Here is a 15,846-nt window from a genome sequence, read left to right as displayed (position 1 = left end):
GGCATTTTATCGTGCCGCCACGTCCTCCCTCAAACCGTGGCACCTGCGGCAGCCAATCGCCCGGCCTGGGGGCGGCCGTGCGATGCCCGGGCCGCTGCGCGGCTGTTCCGGGCGGGGCGCGAATCCTTCACAGGGTCTGGCGACGCAACCTGTTGCGGCGGCCCGGAAAAGCGGCAACTCACCCCCGCTCCCGCCTTTCGGTCACCCGCTCGCGCGCGGCCTGCAGGCCCGGTTCGAACCCCTCGGCATCGCCGTAATCCACGAAACCGGCATAATGCCCGTGCCGCCCCTCGACCCGCGCGGCGTGCTTGATCGGGCACCAGTAGGCCTCGGTCCGGCCCGCGATCTCGCGGACATAGGCGATCAGCCCGTTGGCATAGCCGCAATAGACGCAGTTCAGCTTTTGCAGCCCGTTGAGATAGGCCAGGTGGTGCCGGTCGATGCGGATATGATCGCCGCGCCGCACCTTCGGGATGCCGTAGACCGGGAAACATACCGCCTGATAGATCGTCACGAACAGGTCCAGCAGCGCGAAGGGCACGATCATCGCGTAGATCACCGGCGCGGTCAGCACCACCATCGGCCGGGTCTGCCGCAGGAAGGTGCTCAGCCGCACCCGGAATTCCCGCTGGCGGCGGCGGGCCTCTTCCTCGAACTCGACCCGCCCGTGGCGCAGGTTGTAGCGGAAATCCTCGCGCCGGCGGGCGATCTCCTGTTCCAGCTCGTCCTGCAACTCGCGGATGCGGGCGATCAGCGTTTCGGCGGTGGATGGCATGGGGCGATTCCCTCGCGGTTCGGTCCCGCCCAGCCTAGAGCGTTTCGGGAAAATCCTGAATCGCTTTTCGCGGCCTCCCGCCTTCGGCCCGAATGCAAAAAGCGATACATGACGGCCCAGGTATTTCCCGAAACGGTGGCAAAGAAAACGGGCGCGCGGCAGCACGCCGCGCGCCCGTCGGGACACCGTTATCGGCCCCCGGGATCAGTCGATCGACACCAGCTCGATCGCGAAGGTCAGGTCGCGCCCGGCCAGCGGGTGGTTGGCGTCCAGCGTCACCTCGGTCTCGGTCACCTCGGCCACCGTCACCGGCATCACCTGGCCCTGCGGGGTCTGCACCTGCAGCTGCGTGCCGATATCCAGCGGGATGTCGGCCGGGATCTCGGCGCGCGGCACCGCCTGGCGGGCGTTCGGGTCGGGCTGGCCATAGGCGTCGTCGCAGGGCACCTCGACAACCTTCTTCTCGCCCACCGCCATGCCGGGCATCGCCTTGTCGAGGCCGGGGATGATCTGGCCGGACCCGACGGTGAACTCCAGCGGGTCGCGCCCTTCGGAGCTGTCGAAGGTAGATCCGTCAGCCAGCGTGCCGGTATAGTGAATACGGACGGTATCGCCCGGTTTGACCTGCGTCATAAGGATATCCTGTGTATCGGGAGTGAATTGCGAGGCCGCGTGTCTGCGCGGGTGCTCATGATCTCGGGCGCGATCCTATCCCAAAGACGACACAGGCGCAAACCGGTCGGCCGCGCGTTGCGAGATTTCCGCTTTTCCAATCCCGCGCCCCGTGCCAGTCTGCCCCGGCGGACAGGAGGGGCAGCATGGCCATTACCACATGCATATTCGACGCTTACGGCACGTTGTTCGACGTGTCCGCCGCCGCGCGGCAGGCCGCGGCGGAGCCGGGCGGAGAAAAACTGGCCGAGCACTGGCCGCAACTGGCCGCCGACTGGCGGGCCAAGCAGCTGCAATACAGCTGGCTGCGCGCGATCACCGGCGATCACACCGATTTCTGGTCGGTCACGCAGGACGGGCTGGACTGGGCGCTCGAGGCGCACGGGCTGGCGGGCGACGCGGCCCTGCGCGAAAGGCTGCTGGCACTTTACTGGCGGCTGCAGGCCTATCCCGAGGTGCCGCAGATGCTGGCCCGGCTGAAACAGGCCGGGCTGAACACCGCGATCCTGTCCAACGGCAGCCCCGACATGCTGGCCGGCGCGGTGCAGTCGGCGGGGCTGTCCGAACTGCTGGACGACGTGCTGTCGGTCGAAAGCGTCGGCATATTCAAGCCCGCGCCACAGGTTTATGACCTTGTGCTGCAACGCTTCGGCGTCGCCAAGGCCCACGTGCTGTTCGTATCGTCGAACGGCTGGGATGCGGGCGCGGCGGCGGCCTATGGCTTTGCCACCGCCTGGGTCGACCGCGCCGGCGAGCCGGTCGACCGGCTGCCGGGCCGGCCCGATCACATCCTGCCCGATCTTGTCACCATTCCCGAACTTGCGAGGGGCTGATGTCCGATTTCACCACATCCGACGGGCTGCGGCTCCATTACGAGGACGAAGGCTCGGGCCTGCCGGTGCTCTGCCTGTCTGGGCTGACCCGCAACGCGCGCGATTTCGATTTCGTCGCCCCGCACCTGGGCCATGCACGGCTGATCCGGCTGGACTACCGCGGGCGCGGGCAGTCGGACTGGGGCGATTACACCACCTATACCGTCCAGCGCGAGGCGCGCGACGCGCTGGAGCTGCTCGACCATCTCGGGCTGGACAAGGCCGGCGTGCTGGGCACCTCGCGCGGCGGGATCATCGCGATGGCGCTGGCCGCCACCGCGCATGACCGGCTGCTGGGCGTGGCGCTGAACGATATCGGCCCGGTGCTGGAGCCCGCCGGGCTCGAGGTCATCATGGGCTATCTCGGGCGCGATCCGGGCTTTGCCGATTTCGACAGCATGGCCGCCGCGCGCAAGCAGGCGATGGAGCCCACCTTTCCCGGCGTCCCGCTCGACCGCTGGCGCAGGGAGGTGACGCACACCCATGCCGAGACCGCGCAGGGCGTCACCATCAACTACGATCCGAAACTGCGCGACGCGGTGATCGAGGCCGGGGCGACCGGCACCCCCGACCTCTGGCCGTTCTACGACGCCATCGCGCCGCTGCCGGCGGCGGTGATCCACGGGGTCAATTCCGACATCCTCAGCGCCGCCACCGTTGACGAGATGGCCCGCCGCAACCCCGACCTGATCGTCGCCCGCGTGCCCGACCGCGCGCATATCCCGTTTCTCGACGAGAAACCGGCGCTCGAGGTCCTGCAGGCGTGGATCGCGCGAATGCAATGAATATCGACATGATCCGCGCCGCCAACGGGCGGCTGGCCGGGCAGAAACGGGTGACGCCGCTGCTGAACGCGCCGCTGCTCGACCGGCTTGTCGGGCGCAAGCTTTATGTCAAGGCCGAGTGCCTGCAATACACCGGCAGTTTCAAGTTCCGCGGCGGGTTCTCCGCCGTTTCGGCGCTTGACGGGAAAACCCGCGAACGCGGCGTTCTGGCCTATTCCAGCGGCAACCACGCGCAGGGCGTGGCGCTGGCGGCGGCTATGCACGGCGTGCCCGCCGTCATCATCATGCCCGCCGACGCGCCCGAGATGAAGATCGCCAACACCCGCGCCTACGGCGCCGAGGTGGTGCTCTATGACCGCGCGGGCGGCGAAAGCCGCGAAGCGGTCGGCGAAAAGCTGACGGTCGAGCGCGGCATGACGCTGATCCGGCCCTATGACGAACCGCAGGTGATCGCGGGGCAGGGGACCGTGGGGCTGGAAATCGCCGAACAGGCCGCCGAGGCGGGGATCGAGGATGCCGACGTGCTGGTCTGTTGCGGCGGTGGCGGGCTGACCTCGGGCATCGCGCTGGCGCTCGCGGCCGAGGCGCCGGGCCTGCGCGCCCGCCCGTGTGAGCCGGAAGGGTTCGACGACACCGCCCGCTCGCTGGCGGCGGGGTCGATCCAGGGCAATGACCGCCCCTCGGGCAGCATCTGCGACGCCATCGTGACGCCCGCGCCGGGACAGCTGACCTTTCCGATCATGCGGGCGCTGTGCGGTCCCGGCCTTGTCGTTACCGACGACGAGGTGCTGCGCGCGATGGCGCTTGCCTGGCAGCACCTCAAGATCGTGGTCGAACCGGGCGGCGCCGCGGCGCTGGCGGCGGCGATCTTCCACGGCGACCGGGTCGCGGGCGAGGCGGTGATCGCCGTGGCCACCGGCGGCAATGTCGACCGCGCCATGTTCATCCGCGCGCTGGAGCGGGGTGGGGCGTAGGGGGCGCTCCACGGCATTCGAGCAATGCACCCTGCCCGGAACAGCCGCGCAGCGGCCCGGGCATCGCACGGCCGGGCGATTGGCTGCCGCAAGTGCCACGGTCTGAGGTAGGAAGTGTCTGCACGATAAACTGCCATGCCACGAGCGTCGGATCGCCCGACCGCGGCCGTGCGATGCCCTCTGTTGCGCTCACGCGGAAATGTCGGCTCAGGCACCAGCCGGTTTTTAGAGTCCCGTAAGGCAATCCCCGGACGGTCGACACCCCTTTTCGCAAAAAGGTTAACGACCGCGCGGTTTCTCGGGAAAACCGCGCGATGTCGTCCGCAATCGGGTCCATTGGGGTAGCATGATACCGGGTTGCCAAATCCCTGCGGCAGCGCGCGCAGCAAAACCGCGCGGACAGGGGCGCAAAGCGCGCGATTTTCGGTAAGGTTTTGTCAGGAACCGCGCGCTTTGGAACCGAAACCGCGCGGTTAACCCTTGAAATCCGGGGTCGGGCTCAGGTCCGGCGCAGCCGGATCACCACGTCCACGGCCGCCACCTCGGCGCCCGCAGGCGCGCGCGGCAGGCGCCTGATCTCCAGCTCCTCGCTCGGCGCATCCTGCAGCGCGCCGCTGTCTTCCCAGAAGAAATGCGGGTGGTCATGGGTGTTGGTATCGAAATAGCTTTTCGTCCCGTCCACCGTGATCTCGTGCAGCAGCCCGGCATCGCAGAAGGCGCGCAACGTATTGTAAACCGTTGCCAGGGATACCTTTTCCCCGCTCTTGTGGACATCGGCGAAAAGGCTTTCCGCGGTCACGTGCCGGTGGTTGCCGTCGCCCACCAGAAGCGCCGCCAGCGCCACGCGCTGCCGGGTCGGGCGCAGGCCCCCCTGCGACAGCCAGTCGGTCCCGCGTTTGAAATGCTGATTGGTCACCGTCATTTGGAATTTCCCTTGCTCGAACGGTAATATAGGGGCTCGACCGGGGGGATTTCAAACGAAAACGCTGCAAAACCACGCAGACATGGTCATCACGCCACATCCCGGCCCACTTGCAGCACGGCGCGGCAGGGTGCTAGAGGGGGCGCAGTTTTGGGACACGACAGAAGGATGTGCCTGCATGGCCAACTATCCGAGCAGTTTCGACAAGGACGACCTTTTGAAATGCGCGCGGGGCGAGCTTTTCGGCCCCGGTAACGCGCAGCTGCCCGAGCCGCCGATGCTGATGATGGACCGGATCACCGACATTTCCGGGGATCGCGGCGCCCACGGCAAGGGCCATGTTGTGGCCGAGTTCGACATCCATCCCGACCTGTGGTTCTTCGAATGCCATTTTCCCGGCAACCCGATCATGCCGGGCTGCCTTGGCCTTGACGGGCTGTGGCAGCTGACCGGCTTCAACCTGGGCTGGCGCGGCTGGCCGGGGCGCGGCTATGCGCTGGGCGTGGGCGAGGTCAAGCTGAAAGGCATGGTGCGTCCCGACCGCAAGATGCTGACCTACAAGGTGGATTTCACCAAGGCCGTGCAGACCCGCCGCCTGACCATGGGCGTGGCCGACGGCATCGTCGAGGCCGATGGCGAGGTGATCTATGAGGTCAAAGACATGAAGGTGGCGCTCAGCGAAAGCTGATCGGGAGATGACGATGCAATTGCCCCCCTGTCCCGAGTGCGGCTCGGCCTTCACCTATGAACTGGACGCGCTGATGGTCTGCCCCGAATGCGGCCATGAATGGTCCGTCGCGGCGGCGGGCGAGGATGACGTGATCCGCGACGCCGTCGGCAACCCGCTGGCCGATGGCGACACCGTGACCGTGATCAAGGATCTCAAGCTGGGCGGCACCTCGTCCACGGTCAAGGTGGGCACCAAGGTCCGCAACATCCGGCTGGTGGCGGGCGATCACGATATCGACTGCAAGATCCCCGGCGTGGGGCAGATCGGGCTGAAATCGCAATTCGTGAAAAAGGTCACGAAGTAGGGCAGCGGGCAAGCGCCTTTCCTTCGTGATCCGTTGCTTTCCGATCCGGCGCGAAAGCAGGACGCCGGATGCCGCCGGGCCCCTTCCTGCTTGCACCTGCGGGGGCCACTGTCTTACACAGTTCCCGACAAACCGAAGGAGGCCATATGCGCCGCGTCGTCGTTACAGGGCTGGGGATCGTTTCCAGCATCGGCAACAATGCCCAGGAGGTTCTGGCCTCGCTCAGGGCCGGTAAATCCGGGATCACCGCCAACGAGGCGATGAAGGAACACGGGTTCCGCAGCCAGGTCGCGGGGGACGTGAAGCTGGACGTGACCGAGCACGTGGACAAGCGCACGCTGCGTTTCATGGGGCCGGGCGCCGCCTATGCCTATATCGCGATGGGCCAGGCGATCGCCGATTCCGGGCTGGAGGACAGCGATATCTCGAACCCGCGCACCGGGCTTGTCGCCGGGTCGGGCGGGCCGTCGACCTCGGCCATGCTGGCGGCGCACCAGGTGGTGCTGAACTCGGGCAGCCCGAAACGGATCGGCCCCTTCGCGGTGCCGAAATGCATGTCCTCGACGATCAGCGCGAACCTGTCGACCGCCTACAAGATCAAGGGCATCAACTATTCCATCACCTCGGCCTGCTCGACCAGCCTGCATTGCATCGGCAACGCGGCGGAACAGATCATGATGGGCAAGCAGGACGTGATGTTCGCCGGCGGCGGCGAGGAGCTGGACTGGACGCTCTCGTGCCTGTTCGACGCGATGGGCGCGATGTCGTCGAAATACAACGACACGCCCGACCGGGCCAGCCGCGCCTTCGACGCGGGCCGCGACGGGTTCGTGATCGGCGGCGGCGGCGGCATCGTCGTGCTGGAGGAGCTGGAGCACGCCCGCGCGCGCGGCGCGAAGATCTATGCCGAGGTCACGGGCTATGCCGCCACCTCGGACGGGCATGACATGGTGGCCCCCTCGGGCGAGGGTGGCGAACGGGCGATGCGGCTGGCGCTGCAATCGCTGCCCGAGGATCGCAAGGTCAGCTATATCAACGCGCATGGCACCTCGACCCCGGTGGGCGACGTGGGCGAGATCGAGGCGGTGCGCCGCGTCTTCGGCGATGGCAGCACGCCGCCGGTCAGTTCCACCAAGTCGATGACCGGGCACAGCCAGGGCGCCACCGGCGCGCAGGAGGCGATCTATTGCCTGCTGGCGCTGGAGCATGATTTCATCATCCCCTCGATCAATGTCGAAACGCTCGATCCCGCGCTGAAGCCGGAAGAGATCGCAACGGCGCTGGTCGAGAATGCCGGGCTCGACTCGGTTATGACCAACTCGTTCGGCTTCGGCGGAACGAACGGGTCGATGATCCTGTCGAAATTCCGCGGATGAGGTAAGCATGACGAAACCGATGGAGGGCCGGCGCGGCCTGATCATGGGGGTGGCGAATGACCGCTCCATCGCGTGGGGCATCGCCAAGGCGATGGCCGGGGCGGGGGCGGAACTGGCATTCACCTATCAGGGCGAGGCGTTCGGCAAGCGGCTGGAGCCATTGGCTGAAAGCGTCGGCAGCGATTTCATGGTGGATTGCGACGTCACCGACGACGCCACGCTGGACCGCGCCTTCGACGAGCTGGCCGCGCGCTGGCCCAGCATCGATTTCCTGGTGCACGCCATCGCCTATTCCGACAAGACGGAACTGACGGGCCGGTTCATCAACACCAGCCGGGCGAATTTCAAGAACTCGATGGATATCTCGGCCTATTCCTTCATCGAGGTGGCGCGCCGGGCCTATCCGCTGATGAAGGAAAATGGCGGCACGCTGCTGACGCTGACCTATCAGGGAAGCCAGCGGGTGGTGCCGAATTACAACGTGATGGGGGTGGCCAAGGCCGCGCTTGAGGCGACGACGCGCTATCTGGCCAACGATCTGGGCCCCGACGGCATCCGCGTGAACGCGATCAGCCCCGGCCCGATGAAGACGCTGGCCGGCGCGGCCATTGGCGGCGCGCGCAAGACCTACAAGCATACCGAGGCGAACGCGCCGCTGCGCTCGAACGCGACGCTCGAGGCGGTGGGCGGCACGGCGGTCTGGCTGGCCTCGGACGCGGGCGCCTTTACCACGGGCGAGATCATCCTGGTCGATGGCGGCTATCACGTGCTGGGGATGCCGCAGCCGGAAAACCTGTGAGACAGCGGTGCGCGCCTGCGGCGCGCGCATGATGTCTCGGCGCGTGCCGCGCCTCGGGGTGCCTCCGGCGGGAGTATTTTGGCAAGATGAAGAGGCGGGCCCCTGGCCCGAATGGCGGGGCGCAGTAAGGCGGGACGATGAAGATACTGTTTCTGGGCGATGTCGTGGGCCGGTCGGGCCGCAACGCGGTGGCCGAACGGCTGCCGGGGCTGCGCACCGACTGGAAGCTGGATTTCGTGATCGTGAACGGCGAGAACGCCAGCAACGGCGCGGGGCTGACCGCGGCCCATGCCAGGCTGCTGTTCGAGGCGGGCGCGGATTGCGTGACGCTGGGCGATCACGCCTTCGACCAGAAGGAGATGCTGCAGGCGATCGAGGCCGAGCCGCGCATCGTCCGGCCGCTGAACTTTGCCAAGCAGGCGCCGGGGCGCGGTGCGCGGGTGTTCTCGGACGCGCGCGGGCGCAAGGTGCTGGTGGCGCAGGTGCTGGGGCAGGTGTTCATGAAGCGCGCCTTCGACGATCCGTTCTCGGCCATCGACGCGGTGCTGCGCGCGCACCCGCTGGGCGGTGCGGTGCAGGCGGCGGTGGTCGACATGCATTGCGAGGCCACCAGCGAGAAGATGGGCATGGGCCATTTCTGCGACGGACGGGCCAGCCTTGTGGTGGGCACCCATACCCATGTGCCCACGGCGGACGCGCAGGTCCTGCCGGGCGGCACGGCGCTGTTGTCGGATGCGGGGATGTGCGGCGACTACAACTCGGTCATCGGGATGGAAAAGGACGAGCCGATGCGCCGTTTCGTCACCGGCATGGCAAAGGGGCGGTTCACCCCGGCGCCGGGCGAGGCGACGCTGTCGGGCGTCTATATCGAAACCGACGACCGCACCGGCCGCGCCACGCGGATCGAGATGGTGCGCCAGGGCGGACACCTGCCGCAGGCGGGGCCGTGACATGGCGGGCCTGACCCGCCGCTGCGCATTGTCGCATGGTCTGCCGACCCTTGTTCCGCTGCCGGGCATCGGCGAAACTGGCGCGGACTGAGCGCGGGCGGAGCGGGACACGCGAATGGACATCATACAGTTTTCCCAGCCGGGACAGGCGGTTCTGACGCTTGCGGTCGTGGTGGGGATGTTCGTTCTGTTCGTCAAGGAATGGTACCCGACCGAGGTGGTGGCCATCGGCGGCGCGGCGCTGATGCTGATCCTGGGGCTGGTGCCCTACGACAAGGCGCTGGGCGTGCTGTCGAACCCCGCGCCCTGGACCATCGCAAGCATGTTCATCGTCATGGGGGCGCTGGTGCGCACCGGGGCGCTGGATGCGTTCACCGCCATGGCCGACCGGCGGGCGCAGAACCGCCCCAGGCTGGCCATCGCCATGCTGATGGGCTTTGTCGTCGTGGCCTCGGCCATCATGAACAACACGCCGGTGGTGGTGGTGATGATCCCGGTCTTCGTGCAGCTTGCGCGCACGCTGGGGCAATCGGCGTCGAAGATCCTGATCCCGCTCAGCTATGCGGCGATCCTCGGCGGCACGCTGACGCTGATCGGCACGTCCACCAACCTGCTGGTCGACGGGGTGGCGCGGGCCAGCGGGATGGAGGCGTTCTCGATCTTCGAGGTGACGCCGCTGGCCATTATCCTGGTGATCTGGGGCATGATCTACCTGGCGATATTCGGCCCGCTGCTGCTGCCGGAACGTCACAGCATGGCGACGATGCTGTCGGACCGGTCGCGGATGAAGTTCTTTACCGAGGCGGTGATCCCGCCCGAGTCGAACCTGATCGGGCGCGAGGTGACGGGCGTGCAGCTGTTCAAGCGCGAGGGCGTGCGGCTGATCGACGTGGTGCGCGGCGACCAGTCGCTGCGGCGCGATCTGCAGGGGGTGACGCTGCAGGTGGGCGACCGCGTCGTTCTGCGCACCCAGATGACCGAATTGCTGAGCCTGCAGCGCAACAAGAGCCTCAAGCGCGTGGACCAGGTGAGCGCGGTGGAAACCAGCACGGTCGAGGTGCTGATCACGCCGGGCTGCAGGATGGTGGGCCGGCGGCTGGGGTCGCTGCGGCTGCGGCGGCGGTTCGGGGTCTATCCGCTGGCGGTGCACCGGCGGAACCAGAATATCGGCCGGCAACTGGACGAGCTGGTGGTGCGCGTCGGCGACACGCTGCTGCTGGAGGGTGCGCCCGAGGATATCAGGCGGCTGGCGGCCGAGATGGAGCTGGTGGATGTCAGCCACCCCTCGGCCCGCGCGTTCCGGCGCGGCCATGCGCCGCTGGCCGTGGCGGCGCTGGTGGGGGTGGTGGCGCTGGCCGGGCTGGGCGTGGCGCCGATCCTGCCGCTGGCGGTGATCGCGGTGGCCTTCGTGCTGCTGACCGGCTGCATCGACGCGGACGAGGCGTTTTCCTTTGTCGACGGCCGGCTGCTGGCGCTGATCTTCGCCATGCTGGCGATCGGGGCGGCGCTGGAGCATACCGGCGCGGTGGCGCTGATCGTCGACGGGATCGCGCCCGGGCTTTCCGCCCTGCCGCCGTTCCTTATCGTCTGGGCGATCTACCTGCTGACCGGCATCCTGACCGAGATGGTCAGCAACAACGCCGTGGCGGTCGTGGTCACGCCCATCGCCATCGGGCTGGCGCAGGCGATGGGGCTGGACCCGCGCCCGCTGGTGGTGGCGGTGATGATCGCGGCAAGCTGCGCCTTTGCCACGCCCATCGGGTATCAGACCAACATGCTGGTCTACGGGCCGGGGGGCTACAAGTTCACCGATTTCATGCGCGTGGGCCTGCCCCTGAACCTGAGCGTGGGTCTGCTGGCCTCGGCGCTGATCCCGTTCTTCTTTCCGTTCTGAAAAGGGGCGCGGGCCTTGGGAGAGCGGTCATGCCCCGGGGCGGGTACGCGGTTCGGGGAAGTGCGGGGTGGGGCTGTCATTCGGTCAAAGCTCTACCAGACGGGCGCGTCGTTTCACAACGGCCAGAACAGCAGGATCAGCGGCACCGATACCGCGATCACCAGCACCTCGAGCGGCAGGCCCATCCGCCAGTAATCGCCGAAGCGGTAGCCGCCGGGGCCCAGCACCAGCGTGTTGTTCTTGTGCCCGATGGGCGTCAGGAAGGCAGATGAGGCGGCGATGGCCACCGCCATCAGGAACGGGTCGGGCGACACGCCCAGCGATTGCGCCATCTGGATGCCCACGGGGGCGGCGACGATGGCCGTGGCGGTGTTGTTCAGCACGTCCGACAGGGTCATGGTGACGACCATCAGCACGGTCAGGATCGCCCAGGCCGGCCAGCCCGCGGTCAGCCCGACCAGCCCGCCCGCGATCAGTGCGGTGCCGCCGGCCTGTTCCAGCGCGGCGCCCAGCGGGATCATCGAGCCCAGCAGCACGATCACCGGCCACTCGATGCTGTCGTAAAGCTCGTGCAGGGGCACGATCCTGAGCAACGCATAGAACACTACCACGATCCCCAGCGCGATCGGCAGGTAGAGCAAGCCGAAACTCGCCAGCGCCACCGCCGCCGCGAACAGCCCGATGGCGGTCCAGGTCTTGCTGTTGTCGGTCAGGGCAAAGCCGCGATCGGCCAGCGGCAGGCAGCCCAGCCAGTCGGCGATGTCCGGCGCGCGGTCGCGCGGGGCCAGCACCAGCAGGATATCGCCCTGCTTGACCTGGGTCTTGCGCACCTGCCTGGAGATGCGTCGGCCCTGCCGTGAAATACCCAGCAGGACCGCGCGCTGCCGCCAGGCCAGCCCGACGGATTGCGCCGTCTTGCCGACGATGCGGGAATCGGCGGGCACCACGAGTTCCAGCAGAGCCAGCCCTTCGCCCTCGGCCTTCAGGTGGCCGGCGCGGGTTTCGTCGGAAAAGGCCAGGCCCAGCGTGCTGCGGAACTCGTCCAGCGCCTCGGGCGAGGCTTCGAGAACCAGCGCGTCGCCTTCGCGGATCTCGGTGTTGTGGGCGCTGCCGTAAAGCCGCTTGCCGCTGCGCACCAGCCCGATGATGGCGACATCGGCCTCGTCGGCGTCGGGGATCGCCTCGGCCACGCGGCGACCGATCAGGTCGGACCCCTCGGGCACCGTCAGTTCGGCGATATAGGCGGTGAAATCGCGCACCTCGGCCATCGCGTCGTCGCGCTGCGGGATCAGCCGCCAGCCGATCGTGGCGACGAAGACCAGCCCGACAAGGGCGGTCAGCGCCCCCACCGGGGCGAAATCGAACATCGCGAAGGGTTCGCCCAGGCTGTCGCCCCGGATCGCCGCGATGATGATGTTGGGCGGCGTGCCGATCAGCGTGGCCATGCCGCCCAGGATGGTGGCAAAGGACAGCGGCATCAGCGACAGCGCGGGGCTGCGCCCGGCCTTGCGCGCGGTCTGGATGTCGACCGGCATCAGCAGCGCCAGCGCGGCCACGTTGTTCATGAAGGCCGACAGCACCCCCGCCACGCCGCCCATCAGCGCGATATGGCCGCCCAGGCTGCGGCCGCTGTCGATCAGCGTGCGGGTGATCAGCCCCACCGCGCCCGAGCGCATCAGCCCCGTCGACACCACCAGCACCAGCGCCACCACCAGCGTGGCGGGATGGCCGAAGCCGGCAAAGGCCTGGTCGGTCGGCACCACCCCCAGGACGACGCCGAGCATCAGCGCGGAAAAGGCAACGATGTCATAGCGGTAGCGCCCCCACAGCAGCATGGCGAAAACGCCGGCGAAAAGCGTGAATAATATGATCTGGTCCTGGGTCATGGCCAAGGTTTAGACGCTTTGCGCGGGCAGGTCACGGGGGGGGCAGGCCGGCCCGCCCCCCGGCCGGGTGACAGGAAGGGCCATGCAGGGGGATTGAACCTGCCCCGGCGTTTCGCCTATAGACACGTGCGCAAGTTTTTCCGCGGGGAGTGCATAATGGCCGGCCATTCAAAATGGGCAAACATCCAGCATCGCAAGGGGCGTCAGGACGCCGTGCGGGCCAAGCTGTTTTCCAAGCTGTCGAAGGAAATCACCATCGCGGCCAAGATGGGCGACCCGGACCCCGACAAGAACCCGCGCCTGCGCCTTGCGGTGAAAGAGGCCAAGTCGCAATCCATGCCCAAGGACAATATCGAGCGCGCCATCAAGAAGGCCGTCGGCGGCGAGGGCGATGAATACGAGGAAATCCGCTATGAGGGCTATGGCCCCAGCGGTGTCGCGGTGATCGTCGAGGCGATGACCGACAACCGCAACCGCACCGCGTCGAACGTGCGCTCGACCTTTTCCAAGAACGGCGGCAACCTGGGCGAGACGGGCAGCGTCGGTTTCATGTTCGAACGCAAGGGCGAGGTCGTCTATCCCGCCGATGCGGGCGATGGCGACACCGTCATGATGGCCGCGATCGAGGCCGGGGCCGAGGACGTGGAAAGCAGTGAGGATGGCCACGTGATCTGGTGCGCCGATACCGACCTGAACGACGTGGCCACCGCGCTTGAGGCGGAACTGGGCGAAAGCGAAAGCACCAAGCTGGTGTGGCGGCCCACCACCACGACGGAACTGGACCTCGACGGGATGCAGAAGCTGATGAAGCTGATCGAGGCGCTGGAAGATGACGACGACGTGCAGCGCGTCACCACCAATTTCGAAGCCTCGGACGAGGTGATGGCGCAGCTTTGACTGCCGGAATAAGGAAAAACCGTTGGGGCGCCGCAACATGCGGCGCCTTTTTCATGTCTGGTCTGCGATGATCGGCGATGCGGCCGTTTTGTGTAAATTCGGCGCGGAATCCCCGGCAAAGGCAGGGTGGGATGAAAACCGATGAAAATCAGCCGTCTGAAGCATAAAGCTGCCACCATATCTTAATGCCTGCGCAACCCGTTGGGGCGATCCGTCTCCGGCGTCCGGCTTATCGACGGTGCGATAGGCTTGCGAAAACCGGACCGTACCCTTGCGCTTATCCACAGAATATGTGCTGTTCATTGACCTTTTCTGCCCGATCTGCACGTTATCCTCCGGGCTGAACGCAAGGGCGCTGCGGCGTGGCTGGCGGGGCGAAATGCGAGCATTGCACGCCGCTGCGCCGCGGGCTATCGCACGCATTGTGCAGGAGGGGCAGGACGATGGTTGCGGTACTGGCGGGGTTTTCCCTTGGATTTTCCCTGATCCTTGCGATCGGCGCGCAGAACGCATTTGTGCTGCGGCAGGGGCTGCGGCGGGAACATGTGTTTCCCATCGTGCTGACCTGCGCGCTGTCGGATGCGTTGCTGATCGCGGCGGGGGTTGCCGGGTTCGGCGCGCTGGCAAGGGCGGTGCCCTGGCTGGAGCCGGTGATGCGCTATGGCGGGGCGGCGTTCCTGTTCGTCTATGGCGGGCGGGCCTTTCTGGCCGCGTGGCGCGGCGGCGAGACGATGGAGGCCGGGCAGGCGGCGGGCAGCCTGCGCGCGGCGCTTCTGACCTGCCTGGCGCTGACTTGGCTGAACCCGCATGTCTATCTGGACACGGTGGTCCTGCTGGGCGCGGTCTCGGCCCAGTATGACGACAGGCTGGGTTTCGCGCTGGGGGCGATGACGGCCAGCTTCGTGTTCTTCTTTTCGCTGGGCTATGGCGCGCGGCTGCTGGCGCCGCTTTTCGCGCGGCCGGTGGCGTGGCGCCTTCTCGACCTGCTGGTGGGGGCGGTGATGTGGGGGATCGCGGCAAAACTGGCGCTCGGGGGCTGAGCCCCCCTTGCGGTTAACCCGTTAACATGTGTTCAATGCCGGCATGAGTATATCTCCCCCGACGCAGCGCCCGGTCCTGGGCGTGTTCTGGATGCTGGTGACCGGCGTGCTGTTCGTCGGCGTGACGGCACTGGTCAAGTATCTCGGCACCGATATCCCCTCGCCGCAGGCGGCCTTTATCCGCTATGCGCTGGGGCTGGTATTCTTCATTCCGATGATCCGGCCGATCCTCAACACGCGGCTGACGCGGCGGCAATGGGGGCTGTTCGCGGTGCGCGGGCTGGCGCATTCGGTGGGGGTGGTGCTGTGGTTCTTTGCCATGGCGCGCATTCCCATCGCCGATGTCACGGCGATGAATTACCTGGCGCCGATCTATGTCACGATCGGTGCGGCGCTGTTTCTGGGCGAGCGGCTGGCGGCGCGGCGCGTGATGGCGGTGATCGTGGCGCTGGTGGGCGCGGTGATCATCCTGCGCCCCGGCTTCCGCGAGGTGGGACCGGGCCATATGGCGATGCTGGTGGCGGCGGTGGTGTTCGGGGCCTCCTACCTTCTGGCCAAGGTGCTGACGGACGAGGTGAATGCCATCGTCGTGGTGGGGATGATGTCGCTGTGGGTGACGGTGGGGCTGGCGCCGATGGCGGCCAGCGTCTGGGTGACGCCCGATATGCACGCCATCGTGGTGCTGTTCGGCGTGGCCTGCCTGGCGACGGCGGGGCATTACACAATGACGCTGGCCTTTCGCTGCGCGCCGCTGACGGTGACGCAGCCCGTCACCTTCCTGCAACTGGTCTGGGCGGTGCTGGTGGGCGTGCTGTTCTTCGACGAGGCGGTGGACCCGTGGGTGATCTTCGGCGGGCTGGTGATCCTTGCCTCGGTCAGTTTCATCACCTGGCGCGAGGCGGTGCTGAAACGCCGCGCGGTGACGCCCGCCGCGCCCGCCACCAAGGTCTGAGCGGGGCGGGCAGCCGGG

The 15,846-nt window shown here is 67.2% G+C and carries 17 protein-coding genes; 12 read left to right on the top strand and 5 right to left on the bottom strand.

The features are described 5' to 3' along the window. Window positions 1-178: 178 nt before the first annotated feature. Entirely contained in the window at window positions 179-775 is a 597-nt protein-coding gene (locus tag F3H87_RS10665; protein WP_149788759.1) for a hypothetical protein, read from the bottom strand. 204 nt (window positions 776-979) lie between these two features. Then, window positions 980-1,408 carry an FKBP-type peptidyl-prolyl cis-trans isomerase gene (locus tag F3H87_RS10660; RefSeq protein WP_149788760.1) on the bottom strand — a complete coding sequence of 143 codons (429 nt, stop codon included), beginning with the start codon at window positions 1,406-1,408 and terminating at the stop codon, window positions 980-982. A gap of 185 nt (window positions 1,409-1,593) precedes the next feature. Between F3H87_RS10660 and F3H87_RS10655 the strand changes: the two genes are divergently transcribed. The 3 genes from F3H87_RS10655 to F3H87_RS10645 are packed head-to-tail and all read left to right on the top strand — an operon-like array spanning window position 1,594 to window position 4,078. Next, complete coding sequence (locus F3H87_RS10655; protein ID WP_149788761.1) at window positions 1,594-2,280, top strand: haloacid dehalogenase type II; 687 nt, start codon at window positions 1,594-1,596, stop codon at window positions 2,278-2,280. Beyond that, window positions 2,280-3,104, top strand: coding sequence for an alpha/beta fold hydrolase (locus F3H87_RS10650; RefSeq protein WP_149788762.1), 825 nt, complete (start codon window positions 2,280-2,282; stop codon window positions 3,102-3,104). The genes F3H87_RS10655 and F3H87_RS10650 overlap by 1 nt, the downstream gene beginning before the upstream one ends. Next, window positions 3,101-4,078, top strand: a complete 978-nt coding sequence (locus tag F3H87_RS10645) for a threonine ammonia-lyase (protein ID WP_149788763.1) — start codon at window positions 3,101-3,103, stop codon at window positions 4,076-4,078. The genes F3H87_RS10650 and F3H87_RS10645 overlap by 4 nt, the downstream gene beginning before the upstream one ends. A gap of 499 nt (window positions 4,079-4,577) precedes the next feature. On the opposite strand, the gene irrA is transcribed toward F3H87_RS10645, so the two are convergent. Continuing rightward, window positions 4,578-5,000, bottom strand: a complete 423-nt coding sequence (gene irrA / locus F3H87_RS10640; protein WP_149788764.1) for an iron response transcriptional regulator IrrA — start codon at window positions 4,998-5,000, stop codon at window positions 4,578-4,580. A 178-nt stretch (window positions 5,001-5,178) separates the two neighbouring features. On the opposite strand from irrA, the gene fabA reads away from it, so the two are divergent. From fabA to F3H87_RS10610, 6 genes are all read left to right on the top strand, one after another. Further along, window positions 5,179-5,688 (top strand): bifunctional 3-hydroxydecanoyl-ACP dehydratase/trans-2-decenoyl-ACP isomerase, encoded by a 510-nt coding sequence (gene fabA / locus F3H87_RS10635; protein ID WP_149788765.1) that lies wholly within the window; start codon window positions 5,179-5,181, stop codon window positions 5,686-5,688. Between the two features lie 7 nt (window positions 5,689-5,695). Beyond that, entirely contained in the window at window positions 5,696-6,034 is a 339-nt protein-coding gene (locus F3H87_RS10630; protein WP_149788766.1) for a zinc ribbon domain-containing protein YjdM, read from the top strand. Between the two features lie 146 nt (window positions 6,035-6,180). Further along, complete coding sequence (gene fabB, locus F3H87_RS10625; protein WP_149788767.1) at window positions 6,181-7,410, top strand: beta-ketoacyl-ACP synthase I; 1,230 nt, start codon at window positions 6,181-6,183, stop codon at window positions 7,408-7,410. A gap of 7 nt (window positions 7,411-7,417) precedes the next feature. Then, window positions 7,418-8,209, top strand: a complete 792-nt coding sequence (locus F3H87_RS10620) for an enoyl-ACP reductase FabI (protein WP_149788768.1) — start codon at window positions 7,418-7,420, stop codon at window positions 8,207-8,209. A 137-nt stretch (window positions 8,210-8,346) separates the two neighbouring features. After that, window positions 8,347-9,159: a TIGR00282 family metallophosphoesterase gene (locus tag F3H87_RS10615; protein WP_149788769.1), complete on the top strand. Its 813-nt coding sequence runs from the start codon at window positions 8,347-8,349 to the stop codon at window positions 9,157-9,159. Window positions 9,160-9,274: 115 nt separating this feature from the next. After that, the gene (locus F3H87_RS10610) at window positions 9,275-11,053 is read left to right on the top strand and encodes an SLC13 family permease (protein ID WP_149788770.1); all 1,779 of its coding nucleotides are present in this window, start codon (window positions 9,275-9,277) and stop codon (window positions 11,051-11,053) included. Window positions 11,054-11,166: 113 nt separating this feature from the next. On the opposite strand, the gene F3H87_RS10605 is transcribed toward F3H87_RS10610, so the two are convergent. Continuing rightward, entirely contained in the window at window positions 11,167-12,939 is a 1,773-nt protein-coding gene (locus F3H87_RS10605) for an SLC13 family permease (RefSeq protein WP_149788974.1), read from the bottom strand. 156 nt (window positions 12,940-13,095) lie between these two features. On the opposite strand from F3H87_RS10605, the gene F3H87_RS10600 reads away from it, so the two are divergent. After that, a complete protein-coding gene (locus F3H87_RS10600; RefSeq protein ID WP_149788771.1) occupies window positions 13,096-13,836 on the top strand; it encodes a YebC/PmpR family DNA-binding transcriptional regulator in 741 nt (246 codons plus the stop codon). A 51-nt stretch (window positions 13,837-13,887) separates the two neighbouring features. On the opposite strand, the gene F3H87_RS10595 is transcribed toward F3H87_RS10600, so the two are convergent. Next, window positions 13,888-14,139, bottom strand: coding sequence for a hypothetical protein (locus F3H87_RS10595; protein WP_149788772.1), 252 nt, complete (start codon window positions 14,137-14,139; stop codon window positions 13,888-13,890). Window positions 14,140-14,279: 140 nt separating this feature from the next. Between F3H87_RS10595 and F3H87_RS10590 the strand changes: the two genes are divergently transcribed. Together F3H87_RS10590 and F3H87_RS10585 are read left to right on the top strand one after the other, a co-directional pair. Continuing rightward, entirely contained in the window at window positions 14,280-14,876 is a 597-nt protein-coding gene (locus F3H87_RS10590; RefSeq protein WP_149788773.1) for a LysE/ArgO family amino acid transporter, read from the top strand. 43 nt (window positions 14,877-14,919) lie between these two features. Further along, window positions 14,920-15,828, top strand: a complete 909-nt coding sequence (locus tag F3H87_RS10585; protein WP_149788774.1) for a DMT family transporter — start codon at window positions 14,920-14,922, stop codon at window positions 15,826-15,828. Window positions 15,829-15,846: the final 18 nt, after the last annotated feature.

The sequence above is a fragment of the Lutimaribacter pacificus genome, assembly GCF_900142185.1.
GTDB lineage: Bacteria > Pseudomonadota > Alphaproteobacteria > Rhodobacterales > Rhodobacteraceae > Lutimaribacter > Lutimaribacter pacificus.
Note: the sequence above shows the minus strand (reverse complement) of the source record. Positions and strands in the feature narration are given on the sequence as shown.